The organism is Bradyrhizobium sp. SRS-191, assembly GCF_024586915.1.
Classification (GTDB): domain Bacteria; phylum Pseudomonadota; class Alphaproteobacteria; order Rhizobiales; family Xanthobacteraceae; genus Bradyrhizobium.
In genome coordinates, this window is record NZ_JANBVS010000018.1 from 90,219 (window position 1) to 114,987 (window position 24,769).

The 24,769-nt window shown below is 66.8% G+C and carries 21 protein-coding genes; 6 read left to right on the forward strand and 15 right to left on the reverse strand.

The genetic code is table 11. From position 1 onward, the window contains the following. Positions 1 to 83: 83 nt before the first annotated feature. Complete coding sequence (locus NLR35_RS26790; RefSeq protein WP_257169535.1) at positions 84 to 1,271, forward strand: ABC transporter substrate-binding protein; 1,188 nt, start codon at positions 84 to 86, stop codon at positions 1,269 to 1,271. Positions 1,272 to 1,429: 158 nt separating this feature from the next. On the opposite strand, the gene NLR35_RS26795 is transcribed toward NLR35_RS26790, so the two are convergent. Genes NLR35_RS26795 through NLR35_RS26810 form a run of 4 tightly spaced genes read right to left on the reverse strand, consistent with a single transcriptional unit; the run spans position 1,430 to position 6,038 of the window. Next, positions 1,430 to 1,822, reverse strand: coding sequence for an MAPEG family protein (locus NLR35_RS26795; protein WP_257169536.1), 393 nt, complete (start codon positions 1,820 to 1,822; stop codon positions 1,430 to 1,432). A gap of 25 nt (positions 1,823 to 1,847) precedes the next feature. Beyond that, positions 1,848 to 2,930: a lipocalin-like domain-containing protein gene (locus NLR35_RS26800; RefSeq protein WP_257169537.1), complete on the reverse strand. Its 1,083-nt coding sequence runs from the start codon at positions 2,928 to 2,930 to the stop codon at positions 1,848 to 1,850. Beyond that, positions 2,920 to 5,382 carry an FtsX-like permease family protein gene (locus tag NLR35_RS26805; protein WP_257169538.1) on the reverse strand — a complete coding sequence of 821 codons (2,463 nt, stop codon included), beginning with the start codon at positions 5,380 to 5,382 and terminating at the stop codon, positions 2,920 to 2,922. The genes NLR35_RS26800 and NLR35_RS26805 overlap by 11 nt, the downstream gene beginning before the upstream one ends. Further along, positions 5,379 to 6,038 carry an ABC transporter ATP-binding protein gene (locus NLR35_RS26810; RefSeq protein WP_257169598.1) on the reverse strand — a complete coding sequence of 220 codons (660 nt, stop codon included), beginning with the start codon at positions 6,036 to 6,038 and terminating at the stop codon, positions 5,379 to 5,381. Before NLR35_RS26810 ends, NLR35_RS26805 begins: the two co-directional genes overlap by 4 nt. A gap of 260 nt (positions 6,039 to 6,298) precedes the next feature. Here NLR35_RS26810 and NLR35_RS26815 point away from each other — a divergent pair, with 260 nt between their 5' ends. Continuing rightward, complete coding sequence (locus NLR35_RS26815) at positions 6,299 to 7,609, forward strand: MFS transporter (RefSeq protein ID WP_257169539.1); 1,311 nt, start codon at positions 6,299 to 6,301, stop codon at positions 7,607 to 7,609. A 275-nt stretch (positions 7,610 to 7,884) separates the two neighbouring features. On the opposite strand, the gene NLR35_RS26820 is transcribed toward NLR35_RS26815, so the two are convergent. The 8 genes from NLR35_RS26820 to soxX all read right to left on the reverse strand — a co-directional run bounded on the left by NLR35_RS26820 (position 7,885) and on the right by soxX (position 15,752). Continuing rightward, entirely contained in the window at positions 7,885 to 9,603 is a 1,719-nt protein-coding gene (locus tag NLR35_RS26820; protein WP_257169540.1) for an amidohydrolase family protein, read from the reverse strand. A gap of 432 nt (positions 9,604 to 10,035) precedes the next feature. Continuing rightward, positions 10,036 to 11,259 (reverse strand): MFS transporter, encoded by a 1,224-nt coding sequence (locus NLR35_RS26825; RefSeq protein WP_257169541.1) that lies wholly within the window; start codon positions 11,257 to 11,259, stop codon positions 10,036 to 10,038. Positions 11,260 to 11,680: 421 nt separating this feature from the next. After that, positions 11,681 to 13,429, reverse strand: coding sequence for a thiosulfohydrolase SoxB (soxB, locus tag NLR35_RS26830; protein ID WP_257169542.1), 1,749 nt, complete (start codon positions 13,427 to 13,429; stop codon positions 11,681 to 11,683). Positions 13,430 to 13,439: 10 nt separating this feature from the next. Continuing rightward, positions 13,440 to 13,742: a hypothetical protein gene (locus NLR35_RS26835; protein ID WP_257169543.1), complete on the reverse strand. Its 303-nt coding sequence runs from the start codon at positions 13,740 to 13,742 to the stop codon at positions 13,440 to 13,442. 35 nt (positions 13,743 to 13,777) lie between these two features. Beyond that, on the reverse strand, positions 13,778 to 14,623 hold the full coding sequence (soxA, locus tag NLR35_RS26840; RefSeq protein ID WP_257169544.1) for a sulfur oxidation c-type cytochrome SoxA: 846 nt from the start codon (positions 14,621 to 14,623) through the stop codon (positions 13,778 to 13,780). Further along, positions 14,620 to 14,931 carry a thiosulfate oxidation carrier complex protein SoxZ gene (soxZ, locus tag NLR35_RS26845; protein ID WP_257169545.1) on the reverse strand — a complete coding sequence of 104 codons (312 nt, stop codon included), beginning with the start codon at positions 14,929 to 14,931 and terminating at the stop codon, positions 14,620 to 14,622. The genes soxA and soxZ overlap by 4 nt, the downstream gene beginning before the upstream one ends. A 13-nt stretch (positions 14,932 to 14,944) precedes the next feature. Continuing rightward, complete coding sequence (soxY, locus tag NLR35_RS26850; RefSeq protein WP_257169546.1) at positions 14,945 to 15,439, reverse strand: thiosulfate oxidation carrier protein SoxY; 495 nt, start codon at positions 15,437 to 15,439, stop codon at positions 14,945 to 14,947. 19 nt (positions 15,440 to 15,458) lie between these two features. Next, positions 15,459 to 15,752 (reverse strand): sulfur oxidation c-type cytochrome SoxX, encoded by a 294-nt coding sequence (soxX, locus tag NLR35_RS26855; protein ID WP_257169599.1) that lies wholly within the window; start codon positions 15,750 to 15,752, stop codon positions 15,459 to 15,461. Between the two features lie 218 nt (positions 15,753 to 15,970). Here soxX and NLR35_RS26860 point away from each other — a divergent pair, with 218 nt between their 5' ends. Continuing rightward, positions 15,971 to 16,648, forward strand: a complete 678-nt coding sequence (locus NLR35_RS26860) for a class I SAM-dependent methyltransferase (protein WP_257169547.1) — start codon at positions 15,971 to 15,973, stop codon at positions 16,646 to 16,648. A gap of 241 nt (positions 16,649 to 16,889) precedes the next feature. Here NLR35_RS26860 and NLR35_RS26865 read toward each other — a convergent pair whose 3' ends face one another. Next, on the reverse strand, positions 16,890 to 18,956 hold the full coding sequence (locus tag NLR35_RS26865) for a prolyl oligopeptidase family protein (protein ID WP_257169548.1): 2,067 nt from the start codon (positions 18,954 to 18,956) through the stop codon (positions 16,890 to 16,892). Positions 18,957 to 19,151: 195 nt separating this feature from the next. On the opposite strand from NLR35_RS26865, the gene NLR35_RS26870 reads away from it, so the two are divergent. Continuing rightward, complete coding sequence (locus NLR35_RS26870) at positions 19,152 to 20,381, forward strand: MFS transporter (protein ID WP_257169549.1); 1,230 nt, start codon at positions 19,152 to 19,154, stop codon at positions 20,379 to 20,381. Between the two features lie 93 nt (positions 20,382 to 20,474). On the opposite strand, the gene NLR35_RS26875 is transcribed toward NLR35_RS26870, so the two are convergent. Next, positions 20,475 to 21,020 carry a carboxymuconolactone decarboxylase family protein gene (locus NLR35_RS26875; RefSeq protein ID WP_257169550.1) on the reverse strand — a complete coding sequence of 182 codons (546 nt, stop codon included), beginning with the start codon at positions 21,018 to 21,020 and terminating at the stop codon, positions 20,475 to 20,477. A 160-nt stretch (positions 21,021 to 21,180) separates the two neighbouring features. Between NLR35_RS26875 and NLR35_RS26880 the strand changes: the two genes are divergently transcribed. Together NLR35_RS26880 and NLR35_RS26885 are read left to right on the forward strand one after the other, a co-directional pair. Beyond that, positions 21,181 to 22,365: an acyl-CoA dehydrogenase family protein gene (locus tag NLR35_RS26880; protein ID WP_257169551.1), complete on the forward strand. Its 1,185-nt coding sequence runs from the start codon at positions 21,181 to 21,183 to the stop codon at positions 22,363 to 22,365. A 156-nt stretch (positions 22,366 to 22,521) separates the two neighbouring features. Further along, on the forward strand, positions 22,522 to 23,661 hold the full coding sequence (locus tag NLR35_RS26885) for an acyl-CoA dehydrogenase family protein (RefSeq protein ID WP_257169552.1): 1,140 nt from the start codon (positions 22,522 to 22,524) through the stop codon (positions 23,659 to 23,661). A 334-nt stretch (positions 23,662 to 23,995) separates the two neighbouring features. Here NLR35_RS26885 and NLR35_RS26890 read toward each other — a convergent pair whose 3' ends face one another. Further along, on the reverse strand, positions 23,996 to 24,451 hold the full coding sequence (locus NLR35_RS26890) for a fasciclin domain-containing protein (RefSeq protein WP_257169600.1): 456 nt from the start codon (positions 24,449 to 24,451) through the stop codon (positions 23,996 to 23,998). Positions 24,452 to 24,769: the final 318 nt, after the last annotated feature.

Below are 24,769 nucleotides of genomic sequence, written 5' to 3' on the forward strand. Positions count from 1 at the left end.
GCGGCCGGGGTTCTGGCATAACATGACCAAGGCATTCCAAAGCGAATGACGGCTCAAAACCAAGAAACTCCGGGAGAGATGATATGAAATCGCGCTTGTTGGCCTTTGCTGCTGTCGGTGCGTTGTTCGCGGCAGCGCCGGCCTCGGCACAGGTCAAGATCGGCATTCTCAACGACCAGTCCGGCGTCTATGCCGATTACGGCGGCAAATATTCCGTCGAGGCCGCCAAGATGGCGATCGAGGATTTCGGCGGCGAGGTGCTGGGCCAGAAGGTCGAGCTGGTCACCGCCGACCACCAGAACAAGCCGGATCTCGCGTCGTCCATCGCGCGGCGCTGGTACGACACCGAGGGTGTCGACATGATCACGGAGCTGACGACCTCTTCGGTCGCGCTGGCGGTGCAGGAGCTGTCCGCCGAGAAGAAGAAGATCGACATCGTCGTCGGCGCGGCGACCTCGCGCATCACCGGTGATGCCTGCACGCCCTACGGCTTCCATTGGGCGTTCGACACCCATGCGCTCGCGGTCGGCACCGGCGGCGCGCTGGTCGAAGCCGGCGGCAACACCTGGTTCTTCCTGACCGCGGACTACGCGTTCGGCTATGCGCTGGAAAAGGACACCAGCGACATCGTCACTGCCAAGGGCGGCAAGGTGCTGGGTTCGGTGCGCATTCCCCTGAACTCCTCGGACTTCTCGTCCTTCCTGCTGCAAGCGCAGAGCTCCAAGGCCAAGATCATCGGTCTCGCCAATGCCGGCCTCGACACCACCAACTCGATCAAGCAGGCGGCCGAGTTCGGTATCGTCAAGGGCGGCCAGAAGCTCGCCGGGCTCCTGATGACGCTGGCCGAAGTCAACGGCCTCGGGCTCGAGGCGGCTCAGGGGCTGATCCTGACCGAGGGCTTCTACTGGGACCGCGACGACAAGTCGCGCGCCTTCGGTGAGCGCTTCATGAAGCGCACGGGGCGCATGCCGAGCATGATCCACGCCGGCACCTATTCGGCGACGCTGTCCTATCTCAAGGCGGTGAAGGCGGCAGGCACCAAGGATTCAGACGCCGTGGCCAAGAAGCTGAAGGAGCTGCCGGTCGACGACGCGTTCGCGCAAGGAAAGGTGCAGACCAACGGCCGCATGGTCCACGACATGTACCTGTTCGAGGTCAAGTCGCCGGCCGAATCGAAGAAGCCCTGGGACTACTACAAGCTGCTCGCCACCGTGCCCGGCGACAAGGCGTTCTTCACGCCCAAGGAGAGCGGCTGCCCGCTGACGAAGTAGGCCCGCTCCACAACAGGTGTCGTCCCGGCCTTGCGCCGGGACCCATACCGCGTGATCTGTCACGGGGCACGCTGCGCGTTTAACAGTGGCGTGCGCAACGCCCGCCGGTGGTTATGGGTCCCGGCGCAAGGCCGGGACGACAGCGGAAGTCTGGGTTGTCAGCCGTGCAGCATCCGCCAGAGAATGGCGACGAGTGAGCCGACGAGCAGGGTGGAGGCGGCCAGCGCCTGGATGCCGAAGCCGGGGCCGCGCTTCTCCGCGGCCTTGGCGTAGGAGACCATGTACAGGGCGCGTCCGACGATCCAGACAAGGCCGATCAACGCCGCGATGGCGTCGCTGACATAGATCGCGAACAGCCACAGCGCCGGCAGGAAGATCGGCATCCATTCCAGCGTGTTCACCTGCACGCGATAGGTGCGCTCGAAATCGGCATTGCCGGTCACGGCCGGAGCCTTCACGCCGAAGCGGGCGCGCGCCTTCGCGACGCGGACGGCCATGTAGAAATACAGCATGAGCGCAAGCACAGTGACGAGCGCGGTGAAGTGATACATGCGTGGTCCCCCCTTGTATGCGCTTCTAATACCCCGTCAGCTCCAGATAGCCTACCCCGCTATGGCTGCCCTTGAAGCTGATCGGTCCTTCCCAGTAGGGCACACGGGTGCCCATCCAGGCGTTCGGATTGAGAGGCGCACTGTCGATCGCGATGCCAAGTGCTGATATCTCGACGTGCCAGCCGACCGGCAGCCTGCGCTCGCCGATTGCGACAATGTTCGTCGGCGTCATCGCGATGTCGCCGGGGCCGAGCGGGCGCGCGGCGCCGTCGGCCGTGATCCAGGTGCCCGAGGTGTAGTCGCCATTGCCCTGGCGCATCCGGTACAGCATCAGTTTCTCGCCGCCCGAAAAATGCAGCGCGAACCAGTCCCAGCCGCTCTGGTCGGAGGCCAGCGGCTGGCTGCTCCATTCGCGGTCGAGCCAAGCCATGCCGGTCACCTCGACCGGCTTGTCGTCGAAACTGATGCGCCCGCGCGCGCGGTAGAACGGCTGGCTGTAGTAGTAGGATGCCTGGCCGCGCTCCGACTTGCGGCTGTAGCCGCCGACGCCCTGCAGCACCACCGGACGATCCGCCTCCAAATGCAGCGCATAGGAGAAATCGGCGGCGCTCGCGCTCATGTCGAGCGGCGCCAGCGATTGATCGTCGATCGCTGCCGAGCCGCGCAGCTGCCAATCATCGATCCAGGCCTGGAACGGCTTGGCTTCGACGCCGGCCTGGCCGACGCCGCCACGCGCGAACTTCTCGGTCGAGCGATGGCTGTCGGCGCGGGTGACGGCGGCATGCGCCATCCAGAGCTGCTGATTGTCGAAGCCTTGCGCTTGCGGCCCCGGCCGCGCCGCCGATCGGAACAGCGTCCATTGCAGGCCGTAGGCCCTGCCGCCGGCGTCGCTGAGATTGGCGGTGATGTACCACCATTCGATGCGGAAATCGTCGTGCGGCCCATGGTCGGCCGGGAAGCTGAAGCTCTTGCCCGGCGTCACCGGCGTGAAGCCGTCGGCGTTGTCGGCGAGACCCGCAAAGCCCTGCGCCTGCGCGAGCCGCGGCAGCGCCAGCAGGCCGAGCCCGCCGATCAGGCCGCGCCGCGTGAGGAGGGCTCTAGCGCTCAATGGTGAAGGTCCTGACCAATTGTGCCGGCTGCATCCGCGCCAGCCGCAGCACGGGGAGCAGCGAGGCGATGAGCGCGGCGACGAGCGTGACGATCAACAGCCTTATCAGCTGCAGCGGAAACACGTCGAACGGCAGCCGCCAGCCGAACGCTTTCACATTGACGATTGCGATCAGGCACCACGCCACGACGAGCCCGAGCGGCAGGGCCAGCAGCGCGGTGAGGCCCGCGAGCGACAGGGTCTTCAGCAGCTCGACCTCGGCGAGCCGCCGCCGCGTCAGACCGATCGCCCAGAGCGGCGCAAGCTGCGGCAGCCGTGAATTGGCCAAGGTCAGCAGGCTCGTCAGCAGCGCGATCGCGGCGACGCCCAGCGTGAAGGTGTTGAGCGCGCCGGTCACCGCAAAGGTGCGGTTGAAGATCTGCTTGGATTCCTGCTTCACGGTCGCCTGGTCGATCACGTTGCGGCCGTCGAGCCCGAACTTGTCGGTGAGATCAGCGATCAGCTTGGGGACGTCGGCGGGAGCGGCGCGCACGGCCATCCGTGTGATCGGCGTCGCCGGGAAACGCTGCGTCAGCGCGGCGACGTTGACGGTGACCTGCCCCTTCGGATTGCCGTAGTCGGCATAGATGCCGGCCACCGTGATGCGCCAGTCGCCGGTCGGCGCAGGAATGTCGATGCTGTCACCGAGCGAGAGGTTGAGCCGTCGCGCCAGCTGCTCGCTGACGAAGCCGGCATCGCCGCGCACCAGCTGCTTCCAGGCGTCCGGTCCCGCCTGCAGCAGCGGCCAATGCTCGCGATAGGTGTCGTGATCGGGCAGGCCGAGCACGTCGATCGGCGCACCCGCCAACTGCGTCTCGGCGCGGCCGCCCGGCAGCACGGCCTGCGCCTCGGGCCGCGTCCGCAGCCAGCCTTGAATTTCGCGCGCCTGCGCCTCGTCGGCGGCGCTGATGTAGACGTCGGCCGCAAGCCGGCCGTCGAGCCAGACCAGGAAGGTGCGGCTGAACGTCTCCACCATGGTCGCGACGCCGACATTGACGGCGAGCGCCAGCAGCAGCGCCATCAGCGCCAGCGACAGGCCCGAGATCTGCTGCCGGCTGTCGGCCCAGAACCATTGCGCCAGCGCCGCCCGCGCGCCGCGTTCGCCGAGCCGCAACACGAGCTCGAGAATCGCCGGCAGCAGCAGCGCCGCGCCCAGCATCATCGCCGCGAGCACGCCGAAGCCGGCGAGCAGCGATTGCCCGAGCCACAGCAGCAGGCCGGCGGCGACGAAGAAGGCGAGCGCGACGGCGCTCTGCAGCCGCAGCCAGCGCCTCTGTGCTTCCTGCCACGCATAGGGCTGCGCGGTCGACAGGATCGGCAGCCGCATCGACTTGATCAGGCTGGTCGTGGCGGCCGCCAACGCGCCGGCGACGCTGATCACGAGTCCGGCCAGCCACCATTCCGGACGCAAGCTCAGTTCGCCCGGCACCTGCGCGCCATACAGGCCGCGCAGCGATGCGGCGACGTTGGGCAGCAGCGTCGCTGCGATGACATAGCCGCAGACCAGGCCGACGAACCCGGCGACCAGCGCGAAGGCGATGAGTTCACCGATCAGCACGGCGTTGAGCTGGCGCGCCGACACGCCGCAGGCGCGCAAGGTGCGCAGCACCGGCAGCCGCTGCTCGAAGGCGAGGCCGATGGCGGAGTTGACGATGAACAGGCCGACGACGAAGGACAACAGGCCGAACGCCGTGAGATTGAGATGGAAGCTGTCGGTCAGCCGCTCCAGATCGGTCTCGGCTTCGGGCTGGACCAGTTGCAGCCGGCCGCCGGCGAAGCTCTGCAATGGCTCTCGCGCGCCCGGCGTCTTGCCGACCAGGAGTCGCGAGATCTGGCCGGGCTTGTCGAGCAGCCGCTGCGCGTCGCTGATGTCGACCACGAGCACGCCGGGCGCGAGCTGCTGCTGCGCCATCAGCGGCGGCATCACGGCATCGTTGCTGAGCCGCGGCGTCGCGCCGTCCTTCAATCCGAAGTCCGCCAGCGTCTCCGGTGAAATCAAGGTGCGATGAGGCGGGGTGAGAAACGCCTCGAGCTCGCTGCGCCCGACCATCGGCGCATCGCCCACTTCGCGGGGGATGCTGAACGGCTCGATGCCGAGCAGCCGGATCGCGCGGCCGTCGATCTGCACGCGGCCTTCGACGACCGGCGACACCGGCCAGCCGGCGCGGCGCAGTTGCGCGAACACGCTCTGCGGCAGCATCTTGCCGTCCTTGGCAACCAGCATCGGCGTACGCGCGCCGCCGAAGATCGCGGCGGCGCGATCATAGGAGCTGCGCGCCCGCTGGTTCAGCGCCTGCACGCCGCTCCACAGCGCCGTCGCCGAGATCAGGCCGATCAGCAGGGTCGCGAGTTGCATCGGATGCCGCCGCCAATGGCTGAGCAGCACGGCGAGAATCCACAGCACGCGCCTCATGCGACACGGCCCGCATGCAGATGCACATGGCGGTCGAGCATCGCGGCGAGACGTGCGCTATGCGTCACCATCAGGAAGCCGCAGCCGGTGCGCGCGACGAGATCGCGCGTCAGCGCCATCACCTCGTCGGCGGTGTCCTCGTCGAGATTGCCGGTCGGCTCGTCCGCGAGCAGCAGCGCCGGCTTGATCGCCAGCGCGCGACCGATCGCGACGCGTTGCTGCTGACCACCGGAGAGCTGCTCGGGATAGCGCTTGAGCAGCGGCTTCAACCCGAGCCGCTCCACCAGCTCGGTGTGCCAGGCTGGATCATGCCGCCCGGCGAGCCGCGCCTGGAAGCTGAGATTGTCCTGCACCGACAGGCTCGGCACCAGGTTGAACTGCTGGAACACGAGGCCGAGCCGCTCGCGCCGGATCGCGGCGCGGCCGGCATCGTCGAGCGCACCCACGGCAGCGCCATCGAGCAGGATGTCGCCACCATCAGCGGCGTCGAGACCGGCAATGAGATGCAGCAGCGTGCTCTTGCCGGAGCCGGATTCGCCGGTCAGCGCCACGCGCTCGCCGGGGGCCACGTCGAGGTCGACACCGCGGAGGACTTTGATCGGCTCGCCGCCGGATCGGTAGGATTTGGTGAGATGACGAACGCTGAGCACGAGCATGTCTTGAGGTTGTTGCATCACAACATATCAAGCGCCAACGCGAACAGCACGTGCTCGTTCTTCGCAAAGCTCATGATGTGAAGACCGTTCGCTCGTGATCAGGTTGCGCGCATGTCGCCGTGCAGCCTTGAAGGGCAGATTCTCGCGTTGCAGCAATAACTTAGCCGTCAAGCCGGTTGCCTGCGGAGCCGCATCATGGGTAGCATTGTCGAAACGCCCGAACGATAGAGGCGGATCAAAACAGACGACGGGGAAGGACGATGGCCGCGCCCATGACGCTCACGAGCAAATCCCGCGCAAGCACCACGCCGACGCCGAAGGGCGCCTGGAAGATCACCTTCCTGCTGTTCCTGTTCATGCTGGTGAACTTCGCCGACAAGATCGTCGTCGGGCTCGCCGGCGTCCCGATCATGACCGAGCTCAATCTCACCGCCGAGCAGTTCGGCCTGCTCGGCTCGTCCTTCTTCTTCCTGTTCTCGATCTCCGCCATCGTGGTCGGCTTCGTCGTGAACAAGGTGCCGACCCGCTGGGTGCTGTTGGTGCTGGCGCTGATCTGGGCGGTGGCGCAATTCCCGATGGTCGGCACCATCGGCTTCACCACGCTGCTGATCTGCCGGATCGTCCTCGGCGCCGGTGAAGGGCCCGCGGCGTCGGTCGCCGTCCACGCGGTCTACAAGTGGTTTCCCGACGAGAAGCGGGCGATGCCCACGGCGATCCTCTCGCAGGGCTCTGCCTTCGGCGTGATTCTGGCCGTGCCTGCGCTGAACTTCATCATCGTCAGCTACGGCTGGCACTATGCCTTCGGCGCGCTCGGCGTGGTCGGGCTGATGTGGAGCGCGGCGTGGCTTTGGCTTGGCCGGGAAGGGCCGCTGGCCGAGGTCGAGTCCGCCGCCTTGCGCGAGCAGCGCGTGCCCTATCTGCAGCTGCTGACGTCGCGCACCTTCGTCGGTTGCGTCGCCGCGACCTTCGGCGCCTATTGGGCGCTGTCGCTCGGGCTGACCTGGTTCACGCCATTCCTGGTCAAGGGGCTCGGTTTCTCGCAAGCGCAGGCCGGCTTCATCTCGATTCTGCCCTGGATCTTCGGCGCCTGCGTCGTGCTGACCACGGGCTTCGTGTCACAGATGCTGATGGCGCGCGGCCTCTCCACGCGCATGGCGCGCGGCGTGCTCGGCGCCACGCCGCTCGTGATCGGCGGCGGTCTGATGGCGGCGATGGCGCATGTCGACGGCGCGGCGCCGCGGATCGCGTTGCTGGTGGTCGGATCGGGCTTGTGCGGATCGATCTACGTCGTCTGTCCGCCGATGATCGGTGAGTTCACACCGGTGGCGCAGCGCGGCGCGGTCATGGCGATCTACGGCGCGCTGTACACGCTCGCGGGCATCATTGCGCCGGTCGTGATGGGCAAGATGATCCAGGCCTCGGGCAGCATGGTCGAAGGCTACATGTCCGGCTTCACCATCAACGCGGTGATCATGGTGATCTCCGGCCTGCTCGGCCTGGCACTGCTCTGGCCGAACAGCGAACGCGCCCGCCTGCAGGCGCATCAGGCTGTCGCGCCGGAGTTTGCGTGATAGCGGGGAGCGCAACGCGAGCTGCCGGCACTCTGATCTTCGCGGCTCCAAGCGCCGCATGGCTTTGTCCGATGCGCGCCACACATTCGGTGTCGTCCCGGCCTCGCGCCGGGACCCATAGCCACCATTGGTAGTTTGCTGGGCGAGGTGGGACGGCGTTCGTGCCTAAAGCAACTTCCTGGGGGTATGGGTCCCGGATCGGCGCGCGCGTTGCGCGCTTGTCCGGGACGACACCGAGGATGTCGCTGGCGTCTCAAGGCATGGCGACGACGGCCCTATTGTACGCCAGCCCGCGCCCCCCTCACCAGCCGTCCCGGCCGCGCGCCGGTGGCTTCGCCGTGGCGGCGCGTGACCACGCCGGACACGATCGTCGCCTCATAGCCGTCCACCTCCTGCATCAGCCGGCGGCCACCGACTGGCAGGTCGTAATGCACCTTGGGCGGATGCAGGTGCAGCCGGTCGTAGTCGATGACGTTGATATCAGCCTTGTAGCCGGGAGCGATCAGGCCGCGATCGTCGAGGCCGACGGAGAGTGCGGTCTTGCGCGACTGCGCCGCGACCACGAAGGGGATGGACAGCTTGTCGCCGCGCTTGCGGTCGCGCGTCCAATGCGTCAGCAGATAGGTCGGAAAGCTGGCGTCGCAGATGATGCCGCAATGCGCGCCGCCGTCGCTGAGGCCCGGCACGCTTCTGGGGTCGCGCAGCATCTCGTAGGTGGCGTCGAGATTGCCGTCCGAATAGTTGAGGAACGGCACGTAGAGCATGCCACGCCCGCCCTCCGTGAGCATCGCGTCATAGGCCAGCTCCTCCGGCCGGCAGCCGCGCGCGCGGGCCTGGGAACCGAGCGATTGCTCCGGCGGCTGCTCGTAATCAGGCGGATCGCCGAGCAGGTACATCTTGTCGTAGTTCGGCTTGAAGAAAAGCGGATCGTCGGTCGCGCTGGCCTGCTCGCTGAGGATCGCCGCGCGCACCTGCGGGTCGCGCATCCGCGTGACGCGCTCTGCGAGCGGGAGATGCGCGATCGCCTGGTAGCTCGGATGCGTCTGCAGCGGATTGCGCGACAATTCGAGCCCGAGCAGCAGACCGACCGGGCGCGCCGCGATCTGCGCCGTCACCGACAGGCCGCGCTCAGCAGCCGCGTTGATCTCCGCGAGCGTCTGCCGCCAGCGCTGCGGCGCACGGTCGTTCTGCGTAACCGAGAACGAGATCGGGCACTTCGTCTGCTCGGCGATCCGCAGCATCATCGGCAGGTCTTCGTGGATGGTCGAGATGTCCAGCACGAATTGCAGCACGCTGCGGCCCGCGCCGTGCATCGCGCTTGCGATGGTCGTCAGCTCGTCCTCGCCGGCCTTTAGGGTCGGCGTGTAGTCGCCGGTCGATGTCCGGTGATTGAGCGTGCGCGAGGTGGAAAAGCCGAGTGCGCCGGACTTGACGGCATCGCGTGCTAGCGCGGCCATCGCGCGATTGTCGTCGGCCGTGGCCGGATCGCGCCGCGCGCCGCGCTCGCCCATCACATAGACGCGCAACGCCGCATGCGGCAGCTGCGCGCCGATGTCGAGATCGAAATTGCGCCGGCCCAGCCACTCCATGTAGTCCGGAAAGCTTTCCCATTCCCAGGGAATGCCGGCCTCGAGCACCGGCTCGGGAATGTCCTCGACACCCTCCATCAGCTGGATCAGCCGCTGGTGATCGGCCGGCCGGCACGGCGCGAAACCGACGCCGCAATTGCCCATGATCGCGGTCGTGACGCCGTTCTGCGAGGAGGGCGAGATGTCGTGGCTCCAGGTGACCTGGCCGTCATAATGGGTGTGGACGTCGACGAATCCGGGCGTGACGAGCTTGCCGCGCGCGTCGATTTCCTCGCGGCCGGAGATGGCGACCTTGCCGACCGCGACGATGCGGCCGTCGGCGATCGCGACATCGGCCTCATAGAGCTCGCCGCCCGAACCATCGGCAACGGTCCCGCCGCGAATCACGAGATCAGGCTGCGTCATGGCGTGTCTTCCCCGGATATGTTGTTGTTGGGGGCATCATCGGCCAGCAGGCGATGATGTCAACACGCGGGACGTGAGGGCAGCGTTGCGACAGCAGCCGATGGGAGTAAGCCGCAGCCATCGCGGTGCCGATGACTGCGCCCTCTCCCCTTGTGGGAGAGGGCATGCATGAGGGTTCGGCAAGCTCGGTTGGGTGAGGGGTATGTCTCCACGAGCGCCGCGTTCGGATAGATACCCCTCACCCAACCGAGCAATTGGATGAGCCGGTGATGCCCTCTCCCGCAAGGGGAGAGGGCGCTGCATCTGGCAGCGCTGACGAACTAACAATCGGTTGTCCGTAGGGCGGGCAAAGCGAAGCGTGCCCACCGTTCACGGCGGCGGTCTGAGTGACAATGGTGGGCACGCTTCGCTTTGCCCACCCTACGACGATAACTACGCCGTCTTCTTCTTCGGTTCGGTGAAGAACGCCAGCACGATGGTCAGCAGCATGAACACGACGGACGCGCCGAACACCCAGCGCGGCGCGTTCATGTCCATGATCCAGCCGAACAGCAGCGGGCTGACCACGCCGGCGAAGTTGAAGCCGGTGGAGACGATGCCGAAGGCGCGGCCGGCGGCGCCGGCGGGAGCGGCGTTGCGGACCAGCATGTCGCGCGACGGCGCGATGACGCCGCTCATGAAGCCGGCGGTCAGCATGATCGCGACCAGCAGCACGGGATGCAGGCTGACGAAGGTGATGATCAGCACAAGGACGGCGTTGATCGCGTAGGCGACTGCTGCAACCAGATTGTGATGCCGGATGCGATCGGCGAGCTGGCCGCCGGCGAGCACGCCGACCGCGCTGGCGCCGAGGAAGGCAGTGAGCGCGATGTTGGCGGTCGAGAACGAGATGCCGTAGCCGTTCATGAAGGCGACGACGCCGAAAGAGGAGATGCCGGCGTTGGACAGGCTGAGCAGCATGAAGAACACGGTCAGCAGCATCAGCATCGGCGTCAGCAGGCTCGGCTGCTTGACCCTGGTGCCGTCGGCCTTGGTCTGGTGCGGATGCGGCGGCACCTCCGGCACGTTGCCGACGAGCAGCAGCAGCGCCGCGAGCGGCCCGACGAAGCCGGCCGCGATCAGCGCGCCGGAGCCGCCGACGGTGGTGACCAGCGCCGCCATCACGGCCGGTGCGACCGCGCCGCCGAGATAGCCGGCGAAGGTGTGCACGCCGAACGCACGGCCCATCCGGCTCTCTTCCATATGCGCCGACAGCAGCGCGTAGTCGGAGGGGTGATAGACCGCGTTCGCAAGGCCGAGCAGCACCGCCGAGACGACGAGGCTGGTATAGGTGAGGTAGACGCCGAGCATCGCGAGCGAGAGACCGCCGAGCGTCAGGCCGAGCAGCAGGATGCGGCGCGCGCCGGCGCGGTCGACGAGATAGCCCACCGGGGCCTGGGTCAGCGCCGAGACGACTGCGAACACGGTCAGCGGAAAGCCGAGCTCGATATAGCCGACGCCGAGCTTCTCCTTCAGGTAGGGAAACAGCATCGGCAGCACCAGCATGTGCAGGTGGCTGACCCAATGCGCCAGCGAGACCAGCGCCAAGGTGCGCAGCGAAGAGGCGGCCCGGACCGGAGCGGCGGGGTGTTGCGATGCGGCGAGAACGTCAGCCATGCTCGATCCGTGTGGCTCCGGGCGTCAGTGATGAAACTGGAGAGCGCGTTGCCGGCAAACCGCCGGGACTCCCGCAATGAGGGCGCGCGACACAACGCCACACTATCGGATTGCGGTTCATTGTCCATGAACGCAGGCGCATGGCACCTGCGCGGACGGGCCGGCGGATGGGGCTACGGTGATGCTTAAGCCCGGCCTCCGGCCGTCGTGCATGGTGAGGCTCGGTGGCGCCACATCCAACAGTGTCGTCCCCGCGAAAGCGGGGACCCATAACCACCGTTGCCCGTGGCGAGATGCGATGCCGCTCCAGCGTGCTCAGGCCGTGCCTGCGGTGGTTATGGGTCCCCGCGTTCGCGGGGACGACAGCTGAGATTGACGCAGCTCCTGGGCACGTCGGCCAGCCAAACGAGGCTACTTACCCTCACGACTGCGACGCAAACCCCGGATTGCCGTCGACGCCGGAGAGCGTGACCTTGTTGGTTCCCGTCAGCACCAGCTGGCCGTTGCGCAGGTGGTTGGCGACGACGTCCCACACCGGCTTGCCGTCCTGCGCGTTCATCGAGGCCCAGCCTGCGACCTTGTAGGTCTTGTGGGCCTGCAACGGATGGCCGTCGTCGCGCGTGAGGTCGGTGATGCGGCGGCCGATCGGCTCCGACGGTGCGCAGCGATAGGAGAAGCCCCCGGTGCGGACCATATCGCCGCCCTGCTGCAGATAGGGATCGGCATTGAAAAGGTTGTCGCAGACGTCCTCGAGCACGTTCTTGATGTCGGCGCCGGTCATCCGCTGCACGTAGGTTTCCGGGTAAGTGATCGCGGTCTGCGCCAGCACGTCCTCCAGCATGATCGACTGGCCGGCGAGCACGGAGGGGCCCCAGCGGAAGCCCGGCGACAGCGCGAGCTCGGCATCGAGCTCACGGCGCAGCGCGGCGCAGATCAGGTCGTCGGTGGTGCCTTCGAAATTGCCGCGGCGATACAGCAGCCGGTCGGAGGTCGCGAGCTTCTCGCTCCAGGCCGCGACCTGCGGCTGTTGCGTCTGGTCGATCAGCGCCTGCATCGCCGGATCCGGCTTCAGAAGCTCCGAATAGACCGGCAGCAGCCGGTAGCGCGCATCTGCGATGCGGCCCTTGCCGACGTCGAGATCGAGCACGCCGACGAATTTGCCGTTCGAGCCGGCATTGGTCACCAGCGTCGTGCCCTTGGCGTTGCTGACGGCGACCGGCTGCGGGATCGCGTCATGGGTGTGGCCGCCGAGGATCACGTCGATGCCGGTGACGCGGCTTGCGAGCTTGAGGTCGACATCCATGCCGTTGTGCGACAGCAGGATCACCGCATCGACCTTGTCGGCGCCGCGCAGGGCATCGACCAGCTTCTGCAGCTCCTCCTCGCGGATGCCGAACGTCCAGTCCGGCGTGAAGCGGCGCGGATGGGCGATCGGCACGTAGGGGAAGGCCTGGCCGATGATGGCGATGCGCGCGCCGCCGATCTCCTTGATGGTCGCCGGCTTGAACACCCGGCCCGATCCGCGGTCGAACGCCTTGGCGTCGTTGAACGCGGCCTCCTCGGTCAGGAACACGTTCTGCGCCAGGAACTCGCCCTTGAAACGCGCGAGGTTGGCGCGTAGCGCCTCCTCGCCATAGGTGAATTCCCAATGCCCGGTCATCGCGTCGATGCCGAGCAGATTGGCCGCGCTGACCATGTCGGCGCCGCGCATCGCGTTGGCGAGCCCGGTGCCCTGCCAGAGATCGCCGCCGTCGAGCAGCAGCGAGCGATGGTCGCCGGCATCCGTGCGCAGCTTGTCGATCAGCGTCTTCAGTTGCGCGAAGCCGCCCATCTTGCCGAACCGGCCGGCGAATTTCTCGAACTCGAACGAGGTGAAGGCATAGGCCTCGGCGCTGTCGGGGCGGATGCCGTAACGGTCGAGGAAGGCGCGCTCGACCAGATGCGGCGGCTTGCCCCACATCTCGCCGATGCCGAGATTGACGCTGGGCTCGCGGAAATACACCGGCCGCAGCTGTGCATGCGTGTCCGTGATGTGCAGGATGCGCGCGTTGCCGAACTTCTCGACGTCGTAGAGGCTGACGGTGTCGGCGGCGCGGGCGTCACGCAGCAGCGCCGGCGCGGCGAGCACGACGGCACCTGATGCTTTGAGAAAATCCCGGCGCCGAATCATGCCACGCGTCCTACCGGATCTCCATGTCCTTCCAGCGCTGCTTCTCGCTGGTGGCCTGGACGATCGAGGCCTTGGCGAGCGCCTCGGCCTCCTGCGCCGACTTCAGTGCCTGGTCGAAATTGCCGGACTCCGCCGCCTTCTTCGCAGCATTCAGTGCGGCCTGGGTCACGGTCCATTGGTTGCGCAGACGTCCGGCTTCCTTGTTGGCGCTCTCGGCCGCCGCGAATGCCGTGATGTAGTCGGCTTCCGACGCGGCCCGCGCGGAGCCGGCGCAGACCGCAGACACCATCATGGCGAACACGATCTTTTTCATGACGTTTGTTGTTGCGATATGTCTTGCGACATTTCTCATGGCCGCGCTCCCGGACCTGAAACCGGCAGGCCATTCGACACGTAGGACAGATAGTATTCGAGGTTGCGATACTCGTCCGACTGCGGCTCCAGCGGCACGGCGCGGGTCTGGCTGTTGCAAGTGACGATGCGGCGGCTGATCGTGCCCATGCCGCTCCATTCGGAGCGGTAGATCGGCATCGCGTTGAGAATGCCGAGCGCCGGCGCCAGGATCTCGGCGCGGATGCGCTCGCCCGGGCTCTGCACGTGGCAGCTCGCGCAGGAGAAGTTCAGCTGGCCGCGGCGGGTGTAGAAATACTCCTTGCCCTTCTCATAGGCGTCCAGCGCGCGCGGATCGTCGGGGATCTTGATGTCGAAGCGCTTGCCGCGCGAGGTGAACGCCATGTAGGCGGTCAGCGAGGCCATCTCGTCCTTGACATAGGAATAGGGCGGCTCGCCATTGGCCTCGCGGCAGCGGTTCAGCGCCAGCTCGAGCGTGATGACCTTGCCTTCCTTGTCGTCGAAATAAGGATAGTTCTGCCGGATGCCGACGCCGCCATTGGGAAAGCAGTCGGCATAGGTCTTGCCGTTCTTGAACGGCTTGGCGAACATCTCCTTGCCGGCCTCGAGTGCGAACTCGTAAGGCGGAAACTGCTCCTTCTCCTCCCACTGCCGGCGCATGTCGGCGTTCATCGAATAGGGGCCGTTGACGAAGTCGTCGTACGCCACCTTCGGGAACTTCTTGACGAAGTAGTCCTGGAACGCCTTGGCGTCGGCGGCCGGGTTCGGCTTGTCCGCGGCAACTGCGGATGCGCCCAGACCAAACGCCGCCGTGACTGCGAGGAGCAGGCGCGCCGCGCTCATTGGATCGTCGCCGTCAGGCTGTCGGTCGCGCCCTTGTTGTCGACCCAGCTCACCTTGAGCTCGTCGCCCTTGGCCGCGCCCTTGAAGCCGAACTTGACGTAGGGATCCTTGGAGACCGCGGTGCCCCAATCCGCCAGGAACACGGTCTTGTCCTTGTGGGTGAAGGTGATCTGCTGGATGTAGTGCGCCGGGATGATCTCGCCCTTGGCGTCCTTGACCAGGCCGGTATCCATCGGGTGCTGGATGAGCGTCTGCACCTCGGTGATGTCGCCGTTCAGGATCGCGCGGACGCGAATGCTCGATGCCATGGTCGCTCTCCCCTTAGCCGCCGCAGCCGCCGACGGTGACCTTCACTTCCTTTGTCGCGCTGTAGAGCTTGCCGCCGGATTCGACGAGCGCGATGACGCTGGACGTCTTGGCCATCTTCAGCCGGTTCGCCACCGCCGGCACCGTGCCCTCGGGGATCTTGTAGGATGCCGCGAGCGCGTTCGGGTTCTCGGCGACGATGAAGGAAATCGAGGTGACGTTCGGCAGCGTCGTCGTGACCGCGATCGGCACCACGCCGCCGTTCTCGGCGATCTCCGGCGCGTCGAGCTTGATCTTGTCGGACGCCTCGTGGTCGCGGCCGTACAACGCCTTGATCGCGTCGCCGGCGTTCTTCTGCTTGAAGGCGTCGTCGGGATATTTGTTGTCGTTGGTCGCGGCATAAACCGACGCGGCGTGCAGCACGGCATTGCCGAGGCCGATCAGCGCGACGAGGCCGGCGCCTTTCAGGAACACGCGGCGGTTGGCCAACGGGCCGGACGAGGCAGTCATGAGGGTCTCCAAAACGGAATCAGAGGGTCTGCAGGAAATCGACGATGGCGCTGATTTCCTGCTCGGTCAGGATGCGGTTGCGGCCGAACGGCGGCATCACCGTCAGCGGGTTGCGGACCGTCTCGTCGTTGAGGATCGCGGTCAGCTCGGCACGGTCATACCGGCCTTTGAGGTTCTCCAGCTTCGGCCCGATCGAGCCGGGCAGGTCGCCGCCCTTGATCTCGTGGCAGGTCAGGCAGTTGCCCTTGCCGCGGTCGAAGGCCAGCTTCTGGCCCTCGGCGGCGCCGGACTGGGCCTGGGCGGCTGCCGACATGACAAACGAAGACGCGACAAGCGAAGGCATGGCGAGCGAAAGCCCCAGCGCCAGGGCGGTACGCATGACGGATGTGATCAAGATGAAGTTCCGACGTCTCGGTGATGTCAGCAATATAGGGGCTGCAAAGCATAAAGACCATCGGCTGACAATGCAGCTATGGTGGCCGGCGCAACGCGGTTAACGAGGGCCGTTCAGCGGCGGCCGGGAGAGTTGGAATGGCGGAGTATGTCGTGGAGTTCGGCCGGGATGGCCGGCGCGTGGAACCGGATGGACGGCTGGATGCGGCCGCGTTCCACCGCAACCATCAGCCGATCTGGGCCGTGCTGGCCCGGCTGCTTGACGGCCGCTCCGGCGACGTATTGGAGGCGGGCAGCGGCACCGGCCAGCATGTCGTTCATTTCGCCACGCAGCGGCCCGATCTCATCTGGTGGCCGAGCGATCTCAACGACAATCACCTCGCCAGCATCGCTGCGTGGCGCAAGCACTCGGGGCTGTCCAACATCCGCGACGCCCGGCGCATCGACCTGTCCGATCCGGCCTGGGTCGCCGGGTTCACCGCCGCCGGCGGACCGGCGGAGCTGACTGCGATCTTCTGCGCCAACGTCATCCACATCGCGCCCTGGCCGGTGGCGGAGGGATTGTTCGCCGGCGCCGGGCAGGTGCTGTCACAGGGTGGACTGCTGGTGCTCTACGGCCCGTTCAAGCGCGACGGCAAGCACACCGCCGTCAGCAACGCCGTGTTCGACACCTCGCTGCGCGAGGGCAATCCCGACTGGGGCGTGCGCGACATCACCGATCTCGAAGCGTTGGCCTCGCGCAATGGCCTCGTGTTGCGCGAAACAGTGGAGATGCCCGCCAACAACATGATCCTGGTGTTCGCGCGAGGCGCGTGAGTTTGCGGCGGCTGCGCGTAGGTTTGCGACCCGCCGAGTGAGTTGCCGATGACGCCGCGCCAACCTCCCGTGTCGTCCCGGCCTTGAGCCGGGACCCATAACCACAGGATTCGGTTGTGACGCGAGATCGTCGTGACAATCGTCATCGCCCCAAACTCCTGCCGCGGAGTATGGGTCCCGGCTCAAGGCCGGGACGACGGCGGTGGGTGTGGGGGGCGGACTGCCTGACGGCTGAAGGCCGCTACTCCATCTCCAGCCCCACATGCCGCGCCAGAAACCGCGTGCCCAGCGTGATGAAGCTGGCGCGCTCGCGGTTGTCGGTGCCGTAGCCGTGGCCGCCGGCAGCGGGCTCGTAGAACCAGCTGTCGTAACCCATGGCCTGCAGCTTGGCCGTCATCTTGCGCGCGTGGCCGGGATGCACGCGGTCGTCGCGGCGGGTCGTGGCGATCAGGATCGGCGGATAAGGCTGGCCGGGCTTGGCGGTGTGATAGGCCGAGTAGGTCGAAAGCCAGCCCCAATCCTCGTCCTTGTCTGGATCGCCATATTCGGCGATCCAGCTCGCGCCGGCGAGCAGCTTGGTGTAGCGGCGCATGTCGATCAGCGGGATGGTGCAGAACAGCGCGCCGAAGCGCTCGGGATAGCGCACCAGCATGTTGGTGATCAGGATGCCGCCATTCGAGCCGCCTTGCGCGGCGATGCGCTTCGGCACGGTGACGCCGCGCCGGACGAGATCGGCGGCCACGGCCGCGAAATCATCATGCGCGAGCCGCTTGCCGGCATAGCGGCCGGCATCGTGCCAGGCGGTGCCGAACTCGCCGCCGCCGCGGATGTTGGCCTCGACCAGGCTGCCGCCGCGCTCCAGCCAGAGCTTGCCGAGCGCTGCATTGTAACTGGGGCGAATGGTGTGGCCGAAGCCGCCATAGGCGCTCATATACACCGGCGCGTCGCCGGTGAGCTCGGCCGGGCCGGTCAGCGTGTAGGGAATGCTGGTGCCGTCGACCGAGATCGCCTCGTGCCGGGACACGACATAGCCCTCGGCGGTGAAGGTGCGCGGCGCCCGCTTCAGGATGACCGGCGCGCCGAACCCCTCGATGAGCTGGAGCGACGGCGGCGTCAGCGGATCCTGGACATTGGCGAGCAGGTCGCCATTGCTCTCGGTGTCCTCGATGTCGAGCCGCCAGACGTCCACGGTCGCAATCCCCGGCAATCCCGGCAGCCGCTCGCAATTCCATCCCTGTGGTGATGGCGTCCACAGCTCGAATTGCGGCCGGAGCTCGTCGAGGATCGACAGCACCAGCCGGCCACCGGCCCAATACAGGCCCTGTAGCGCGCGGCGTGGGCCTGGCTCGAACAGGCGAGCGAAATCGCGGGAGCCGGCAAGAAACGCCGACAGCCGGATGCCCAAGACGACATCGGCGGGATAGGTCGTCTCGCCGACCCTCCACGGCTGACGCAGCTTCACGGCCATCCAGTCGCCATCCGCCGTCATCCAGCAATCGGTCGGCAGATCGAGCCTGATGCGCGCGCCCTGGGCATCGCCGAGCCAGAGATGATGGTTGAAGAAGTCGAGCCCTTCGGTGAACCACACCCGCGCCGGCGTCACGCTGCGATCGATTCCGGCGCGCACCCAGACCGACTGGTCGTTCTCGACGGTGAAGATCACCTTCGCTGCCTCGACCGGCTCGCCCCGCCGCCACAGCCGCACCGTGCGTGCATAGCCCGACGGCGTCGCCATGCCCTGGCCGAACGCGCTCGACAGCAGCAGCGTGTTCTGGTCGAGCCAATCGACACTGCCCTTGGCCTCGGTGAGCGTGAAGCCGCCTTCGACGAAGCGCTTCGTTCCGAGATCGAATTCGCGCAGCACCACCGCGTCGCTGCCGCCGCGCGACAGCGACAGGATCGCGCGCTCATGCATCGGCGGCAGGGTCGAGACCCAGTTCAACGCCCAGTCCTCGCCTTCGTCGGCCGCGAGACGGTCGATGTCGAGCAGCACGTCCCATTTCGGCTCCGCTTTGCGGAACTCGTCCAGCCTGGTCCGGCGCCACAACCCGCGCGGATGCGCCGCGTCCTTCCATTGATTGTAGAGGCGACCGCCGCGCCGGCTGACGAACGGGATGTTGTCCGGGCGATCGAAGATCGCGGCCAGGGTGTCGCGATCCCTTTCGAAGCCGGCGCCGCCGAACGCGGCGAGCGTGCGCTGGTTCTGCGCCGCGACGAAGGCGAGCGCGCGCTCACCCTCGATGTCCTCGAGCCACAGATGCGGATCGTCGTCGGGGGCGGCGAGGGTCGGACGATCATCGATTGACATGGCTCAAGCTCCGCAGCCGCCGTTGACGCGAGAATACCACAGGCCGGATTAGCCGGGCCGGCCCGGCCTGTCGAATCACGCATCGCGCATGGCTTGTTTCCGTTGCGGCCGGTTGCCTCGATCGCAGGCATCCCGCAATAGTGCTGCGACTGCAGAGCAATGAGGCCGCGCGGGCACGCGCCGTCCGGATGACCCATGATCGATGTGACCGTGACCGAAGACACTTCCGATGATGCCCGCGCGCGCCGCAACGTCGCCCGCCTCGCCGCCGCGCAGGCGCTGACCGGCGCCAACTCGGCCGTGATCTTCGCCACCGGCGCGATCGTCGGCGTCACCATCGCGCCGAACATCGGGCTCGCGACCGTGCCGATCTCGATGTACGTCGTCGGGCTGGCCGCGGGCACCTTGCCCACGGGCGCGATCTCCCGCCGCTACGGCCGCCGCGTGGCGTTTCTCATGGGCACCGGCTGCGGCGCCGTCACCGGCGTGCTCGGCTGCCTCGCCATCCTGCGCGGCTCGTTCGCGCTGTTCTGCCTCGCGACCTTCCTCGGCGGCCTCTACGGCGCCGTCGCGCAGTCCTACCGTTTCGCGGCCGCCGACGGCGCCAGCGCCGCGTTCCGGCCGAAGGCGGTGTCCTGGGTGATGGCGGGCGGCATCTTCGCCGGCCTGCTCGGTCCGCAGCTCGTGCAATGGACCATGGACGTCTGGCAGCCTTATCTGTTCGCGTTCAGCTACCTGATCCAGGCCGCGGTGGCGCTGATCGCGATGGGCATCGTGGCCGGCGTCGATCTGCCGAAGCCCGCGGCCGCCGATCTGCATGGCGGCCGGCCGCTATCCGAGATCGTGCGCCAGCCACGCTTCATCGCCGCTGCGCTGTGCGGCACCATCGCCTATCCCGTGATGAACCTGGTGATGACCTCGGCGCCGCTCGCGATGCAGATGTGCGGCCTCACCGTGTCGGATTCCAATTTCGGCCTGCAATGGCACATCGTCGCGATGTACGGCCCGAGCTTCTTCACGGGATCGCTGATCGCCCGCTTCGGCGCGCCGGTCATCGTCGCGCTCGGCCTCGGGCTCGAAGCGGTCGCCGCGATCATCGGCCTCTCAGGCCTCACCGCGATGCATTTCTGGGCCACGCTGGTCATGCTCGGCGTCGGCTGGAATTTCGGCTTCGTCGGCGCCTCCGCTTTGGTGCTGGAGACGCATACCTCGGCCGAGCGCAACAAGGTGCAGGCGTTCAACGATTTCCTGATCTTCGGCCTGATGGCGCTGGGCTCGTTCTCGTCCGGCCAGTTGCTCGCCCATTTCGGTTGGTCGGCCGTGAACCTGGTGGTGTTCCCCCCGGTGCTGCTGGGGCTGTGCGTGCTCGCGCTGGTGTGGTCGTCGAAGCGGCGGGTGGCGGCGGATATCGTGGAGCGGGGATAGAAGCCGCGGGTTCGGTGAGCTCCCCTCCCCCTTGCGGGGAGGGGAGTGCACCGGTGTCGTGGCGACAGCGGCGCATCGCAGCTCACGCGCTGGCTACTTCAACTCCGACACCTCGCCCTCCGGCAGATCGAACTCGAACGCGTTCAGCGTCATCGAGACCATCGTGTAGTAGCCGCACAAGCCGATGATCTCGACCAGGCCGCGCTCGCCGAGCGTCGCGATCGCCTCTGCATAGAGCGCATCCGTCAGCCCGTGCCCCTCGTGCAGCGACTTCGCGACGTCGTAGATCATCTGCGCCTTGGGATCGGAAAACTCAGGCGTGCGGCGGTCGCGAATGTCGTCGATGATCTTGATGTCCAGCCCGCCCGCCAGCGCGAGGCGCTTATGCGCGTACCATTCGTAGTGTGCGGTCCAGTGCCGCGCCGTCACCAGGATCGCGATCTCGGAGAGCGCCGCCGGAAACACCGTGTCGTAGCGCAGGAAGGCGCCGAGCCGGGTCGCGTGCCGCGCCATCTCCGGGCTGTTCAGCCAGGCCATCATCGGCGGCGGCGGGGAGCCGCGCTTGCTGGCGATCGACTCGTCGTAGGTCTGGCGCTGGTCGGCGCTCATTTCGCCAGGCGAAAGAAGTTTCAGGCGCATGGTCGTTTCCTCGTATTTTCACGCGGCGGCATCATGACCATAGATCGCCTGATATAGCGAGGGCGCAGCCCGCGGCGGCGACATCGATGTTGAATTCCGGCTAGCGCTGAGGTTAGGTCGTTGCAACGACAGCAAACATGGAAACGCGCGAGGACTGGGCATGGCCGATCTCGACACATTCCGCCGCGAAACGAGGGCTTGGCTCGAGGCGAACTGCCCGCCCGAAATGCGCCGGCCGATGACCTCTGACGAGGACACGTTCTGGGGCGGCCGCAACGCCAAATTCTCTTCCGAGCCGCAGCGCATCTGGTTCGAGCGCATGCGCGACAAGGGTTGGACGGTGCCGCACTGGCCCAGGGAATATGGCGGCGGCGGCCTGGACGGCGAGCAGGCCAAGATCGTGCGCCAGGAGATGGCCGCGATCGGCGCCCGCGCCCCGATCACGTCCTTCGGCATCTCGATGCTCGGACCGGCGCTGCTGAAATACGGCACCGACGAACAGAAGCGCGAGCACCTGCCGAAGATCACCGCCGGTCTCATTCGCTGGTGCCAGGGCTATTCCGAGCCGAATGCCGGCTCCGACCTCGCCTCGCTGCAGACGCGCGCCGAGAGCGACGGCGACGACTACATCATCAACGGCCAGAAGATCTGGACGTCCTACGCCAATTACGCCGACTGGATCTTCTGCCTGGTGCGCACCGATCCCGCGGCGAAGAAGCATGACGGCATCAGCTTCATCCTGTTCGACATGACGTCGAAGGGCGTGTCGACCAAACCGATCCTGTTGATCTCCGGCCGCTCGCCGTTCTGCGAGACGTTCTTCGACAATGTCCGCGTGCCCAAGGCCAATGTGCTCGGCACCGTCAACCGCGGCTGGGACGTCGCGAAATATCTGCTGCAGCACGAGCGCGCGATGATCTCCGGCATGGGCGAGCGCGGCGGCAGCCGTCCGCTCGGCCAGGTCGCGGCCGACAGCGTCGGCAGCGATGCGCAAGGCCGGCTCGACGATGCGCTGCTGCGCGCCGAGATCGCCACCTTCGATGTGGACGAGGCCGCGCTTGCCGCGGCCGCGGAGCGCATGGTCGATCTTGCCAAGGCGGAGCAGGGCCATCCCGCATTCTCGTCGGCGATGAAGTACTACGGCACCGAGCTCAACAAGCGCCGCCACGAGCTGTTGATGTCATCGGGCGGCATTGATGCGCTGGAATGGGAGAGCGAACGCTCAAGCGAAGGCGCGCGTCCCCGCGCCTGGCTGCGCACCAAAGCCAATTCGATCGAAGGCGGCACCTCCGAAGTCATGCTCGGCATCGTTGCCAAGCGCATCCTCGATCTGCCGGGGGCGTAGTCCCGCCCCTCATCCTGAGGAGCGCGCTCTCTTGGCGCGCGTCTCGAAGGATGAGGCCCCACTGGCGGCCTCATGGTTCGAGACGGCGCAAGGGCGCCTCCTCACCATGAGGGTTGAGAGCGACCGGTCAGACGCAGTTTTCAAGGAGTTCGTCACATGCCTCTCCTCCTCACCGAAGAACAATCCATGCTGCGCGATAGCGCGCGCGGGCTGATCAGCGATCACGCGCCGGTCGCTCACTTGCGCAAGCTGCGCGACAGCAGAGACGAAGCCGGCTTCTCGCGCGAGCTCTGGGCGACCTTCGCCGAGATGGGCTTTGCCGGCCTGCTGGTGCCGGAGACGCATGGCGGCTCCGGTCTCGGCGCCGTCGAAGCCGGCGTTGTGATGGAGGAGATCGGCCGCACCTTGATGCCGTCGCCGTTTCTCGCGACGGCGGTGCTGTCGGCTGCCGCGCTGACCCGCGCCGGCTCGGCGGCGCAGCAGTCGGAATATCTGCCAAAGATCGCCGGCGGCGCGCTGCTCGCTGCGCTGGCGCTGGATGAAGGCGCCAAGCATCGGCCGCTGCACACCGCACTTCAGGCCGCGCGATCCGGCAACGGCTTCAAGCTCAACGGCGCCAAGGCGATGGTGGTCGACGGCCACGTCGCCGATCTCCTGCTGGTGGTCGCCCGCAGCGCCGGCGCGGCCGGCGAGCGTGATGGCCTGACGCTGTTCCTGGTCGATCCCAAGGCCAAGGGCATCGCGATCGAGCGCACCATCATGGTCGACGCGCACAACGCCGCGCGCATCACCTTCGACAACGTCGAGGTCACCGCGGATCACGTGCTGGGCGACGTCGATGGCGGCGCGGCCGTGCTCGGCGGCGTGCTCGATCTCGGCCGCGGCGCGGTGGCCTCCGAGATGGTGGGCCTGAGCGAAGAGGTGTTCGGCCGCACGGTCGCGTACCTGAAGGAGCGCAAGCAGTTCGGCAAGGCGATCGGCGAATTCCAGGCGCTGCAGCATCGCGCCGCGCACCTCTACATCGAGATCGAGATCACCCGCGCCGCCGTGCTGAAGGCGCTGCAGGCGCTCGATGCCGATCCCGCGGGCGCGGCTGCTGCCGTTGCCGTAGCGAAAGCCCGCGCCGGCGCCACCGCGACCCGCGCCGTGCAGGAGGGCGTGCAGATGCATGGCGGCATGGGCATGACCGATCAGTTCGACATCGGCTTCTTCATGAAGCGCGCGCGGGTGTGCGAGGAGCTGCTGGGTGATGCGAACTATCACGCGGCGCAGTTGGCGCAGCTGAGGGGATATTGAGTTAGGCTGCGCTCGCGAGACGTCACTCTCTTCGCAGGTCCTGCCCAGCGCCACACCCACGCCGTCGTCCCGGCGAACGCCGGGACCCATAACCAGAGGACGATGTGGTGGGCAGCGCAGGTAGCTCCAGTCTTCGCCAAATTCCGTACGGTGGTTATGGGTCCCGGCTCAAGGCCGGGACGACACCGGACTTGTTGCGCCGCCGTCGGCTTCAAGCAAGATCGAGGTGATGCTGCGACTCGCCCCTCAACGATGACGATCGCCGTCTTCAAGGTCGTAGCTTAGTACGTGACGACAAAGAGCGCGCCGTCATCGACGGCGCGCTCTCGCCTGATCAGTGATGCATCGGCGCCTTGGCCGGCGGCAGCAGCACCTTGTCGATGACGTGGATGACGCCGTTCGAGGCCATCACGTCGGCCTGCACGACATGCGCGTCGTTGACCTGCACGCCGAAGAAGGTGCCGTCGACGTCGACCTTCTGGCCCTGCGCGGTCTTGACGCTGAGTTTCTTGCCGGCGACGTCGCCTGCCTTCACCGCGCCCGGGATCACGTGATACTTCAGGATCGCGGCGAGCTTGGCCTTGTTCTTCGGCTTGAGGAGATCCTCGACGGTGCCCGGCGGCAGCGCGGCGAACGCAGCATCCGTCGGCGCGAACACGGTGAACGGACCCTTGCTCTTCAGCACCGGCACGACACCCGCGGCCTTGGCGGCGGCGACCAGCGTCTTGAACTGGCCCGCGCCAACGGCGGTATCGACGATATCGGCGGCGCGAGCGGCCGTGGCGGACATGGAGAGCGCGCCCAGCATCAACGCGCCGGCAACGAACGAACGGAATCCCAGCGTCATTCGAGTTTTTCCTTGTGAACTGAACTGATGAGTTGGCTGATGCGCAAACAGGATTTGCGGCCCTTGTTCTCCCCTGTGGTCCAGGGTCGCATCGCCCCGACCGGATTGGTCGAGATCGTTACGACCGCCATGATCGGATGGATTTGAAAGCGTGTTCACGAACTCGTGAGCATCGAATGCGGTCCTCCATGTGGATCGCGCAGGGCGCATGAATCCGCTGAACTAATCGCGCGGTATTCGCAGACGCCTGGCCCGTCGTGC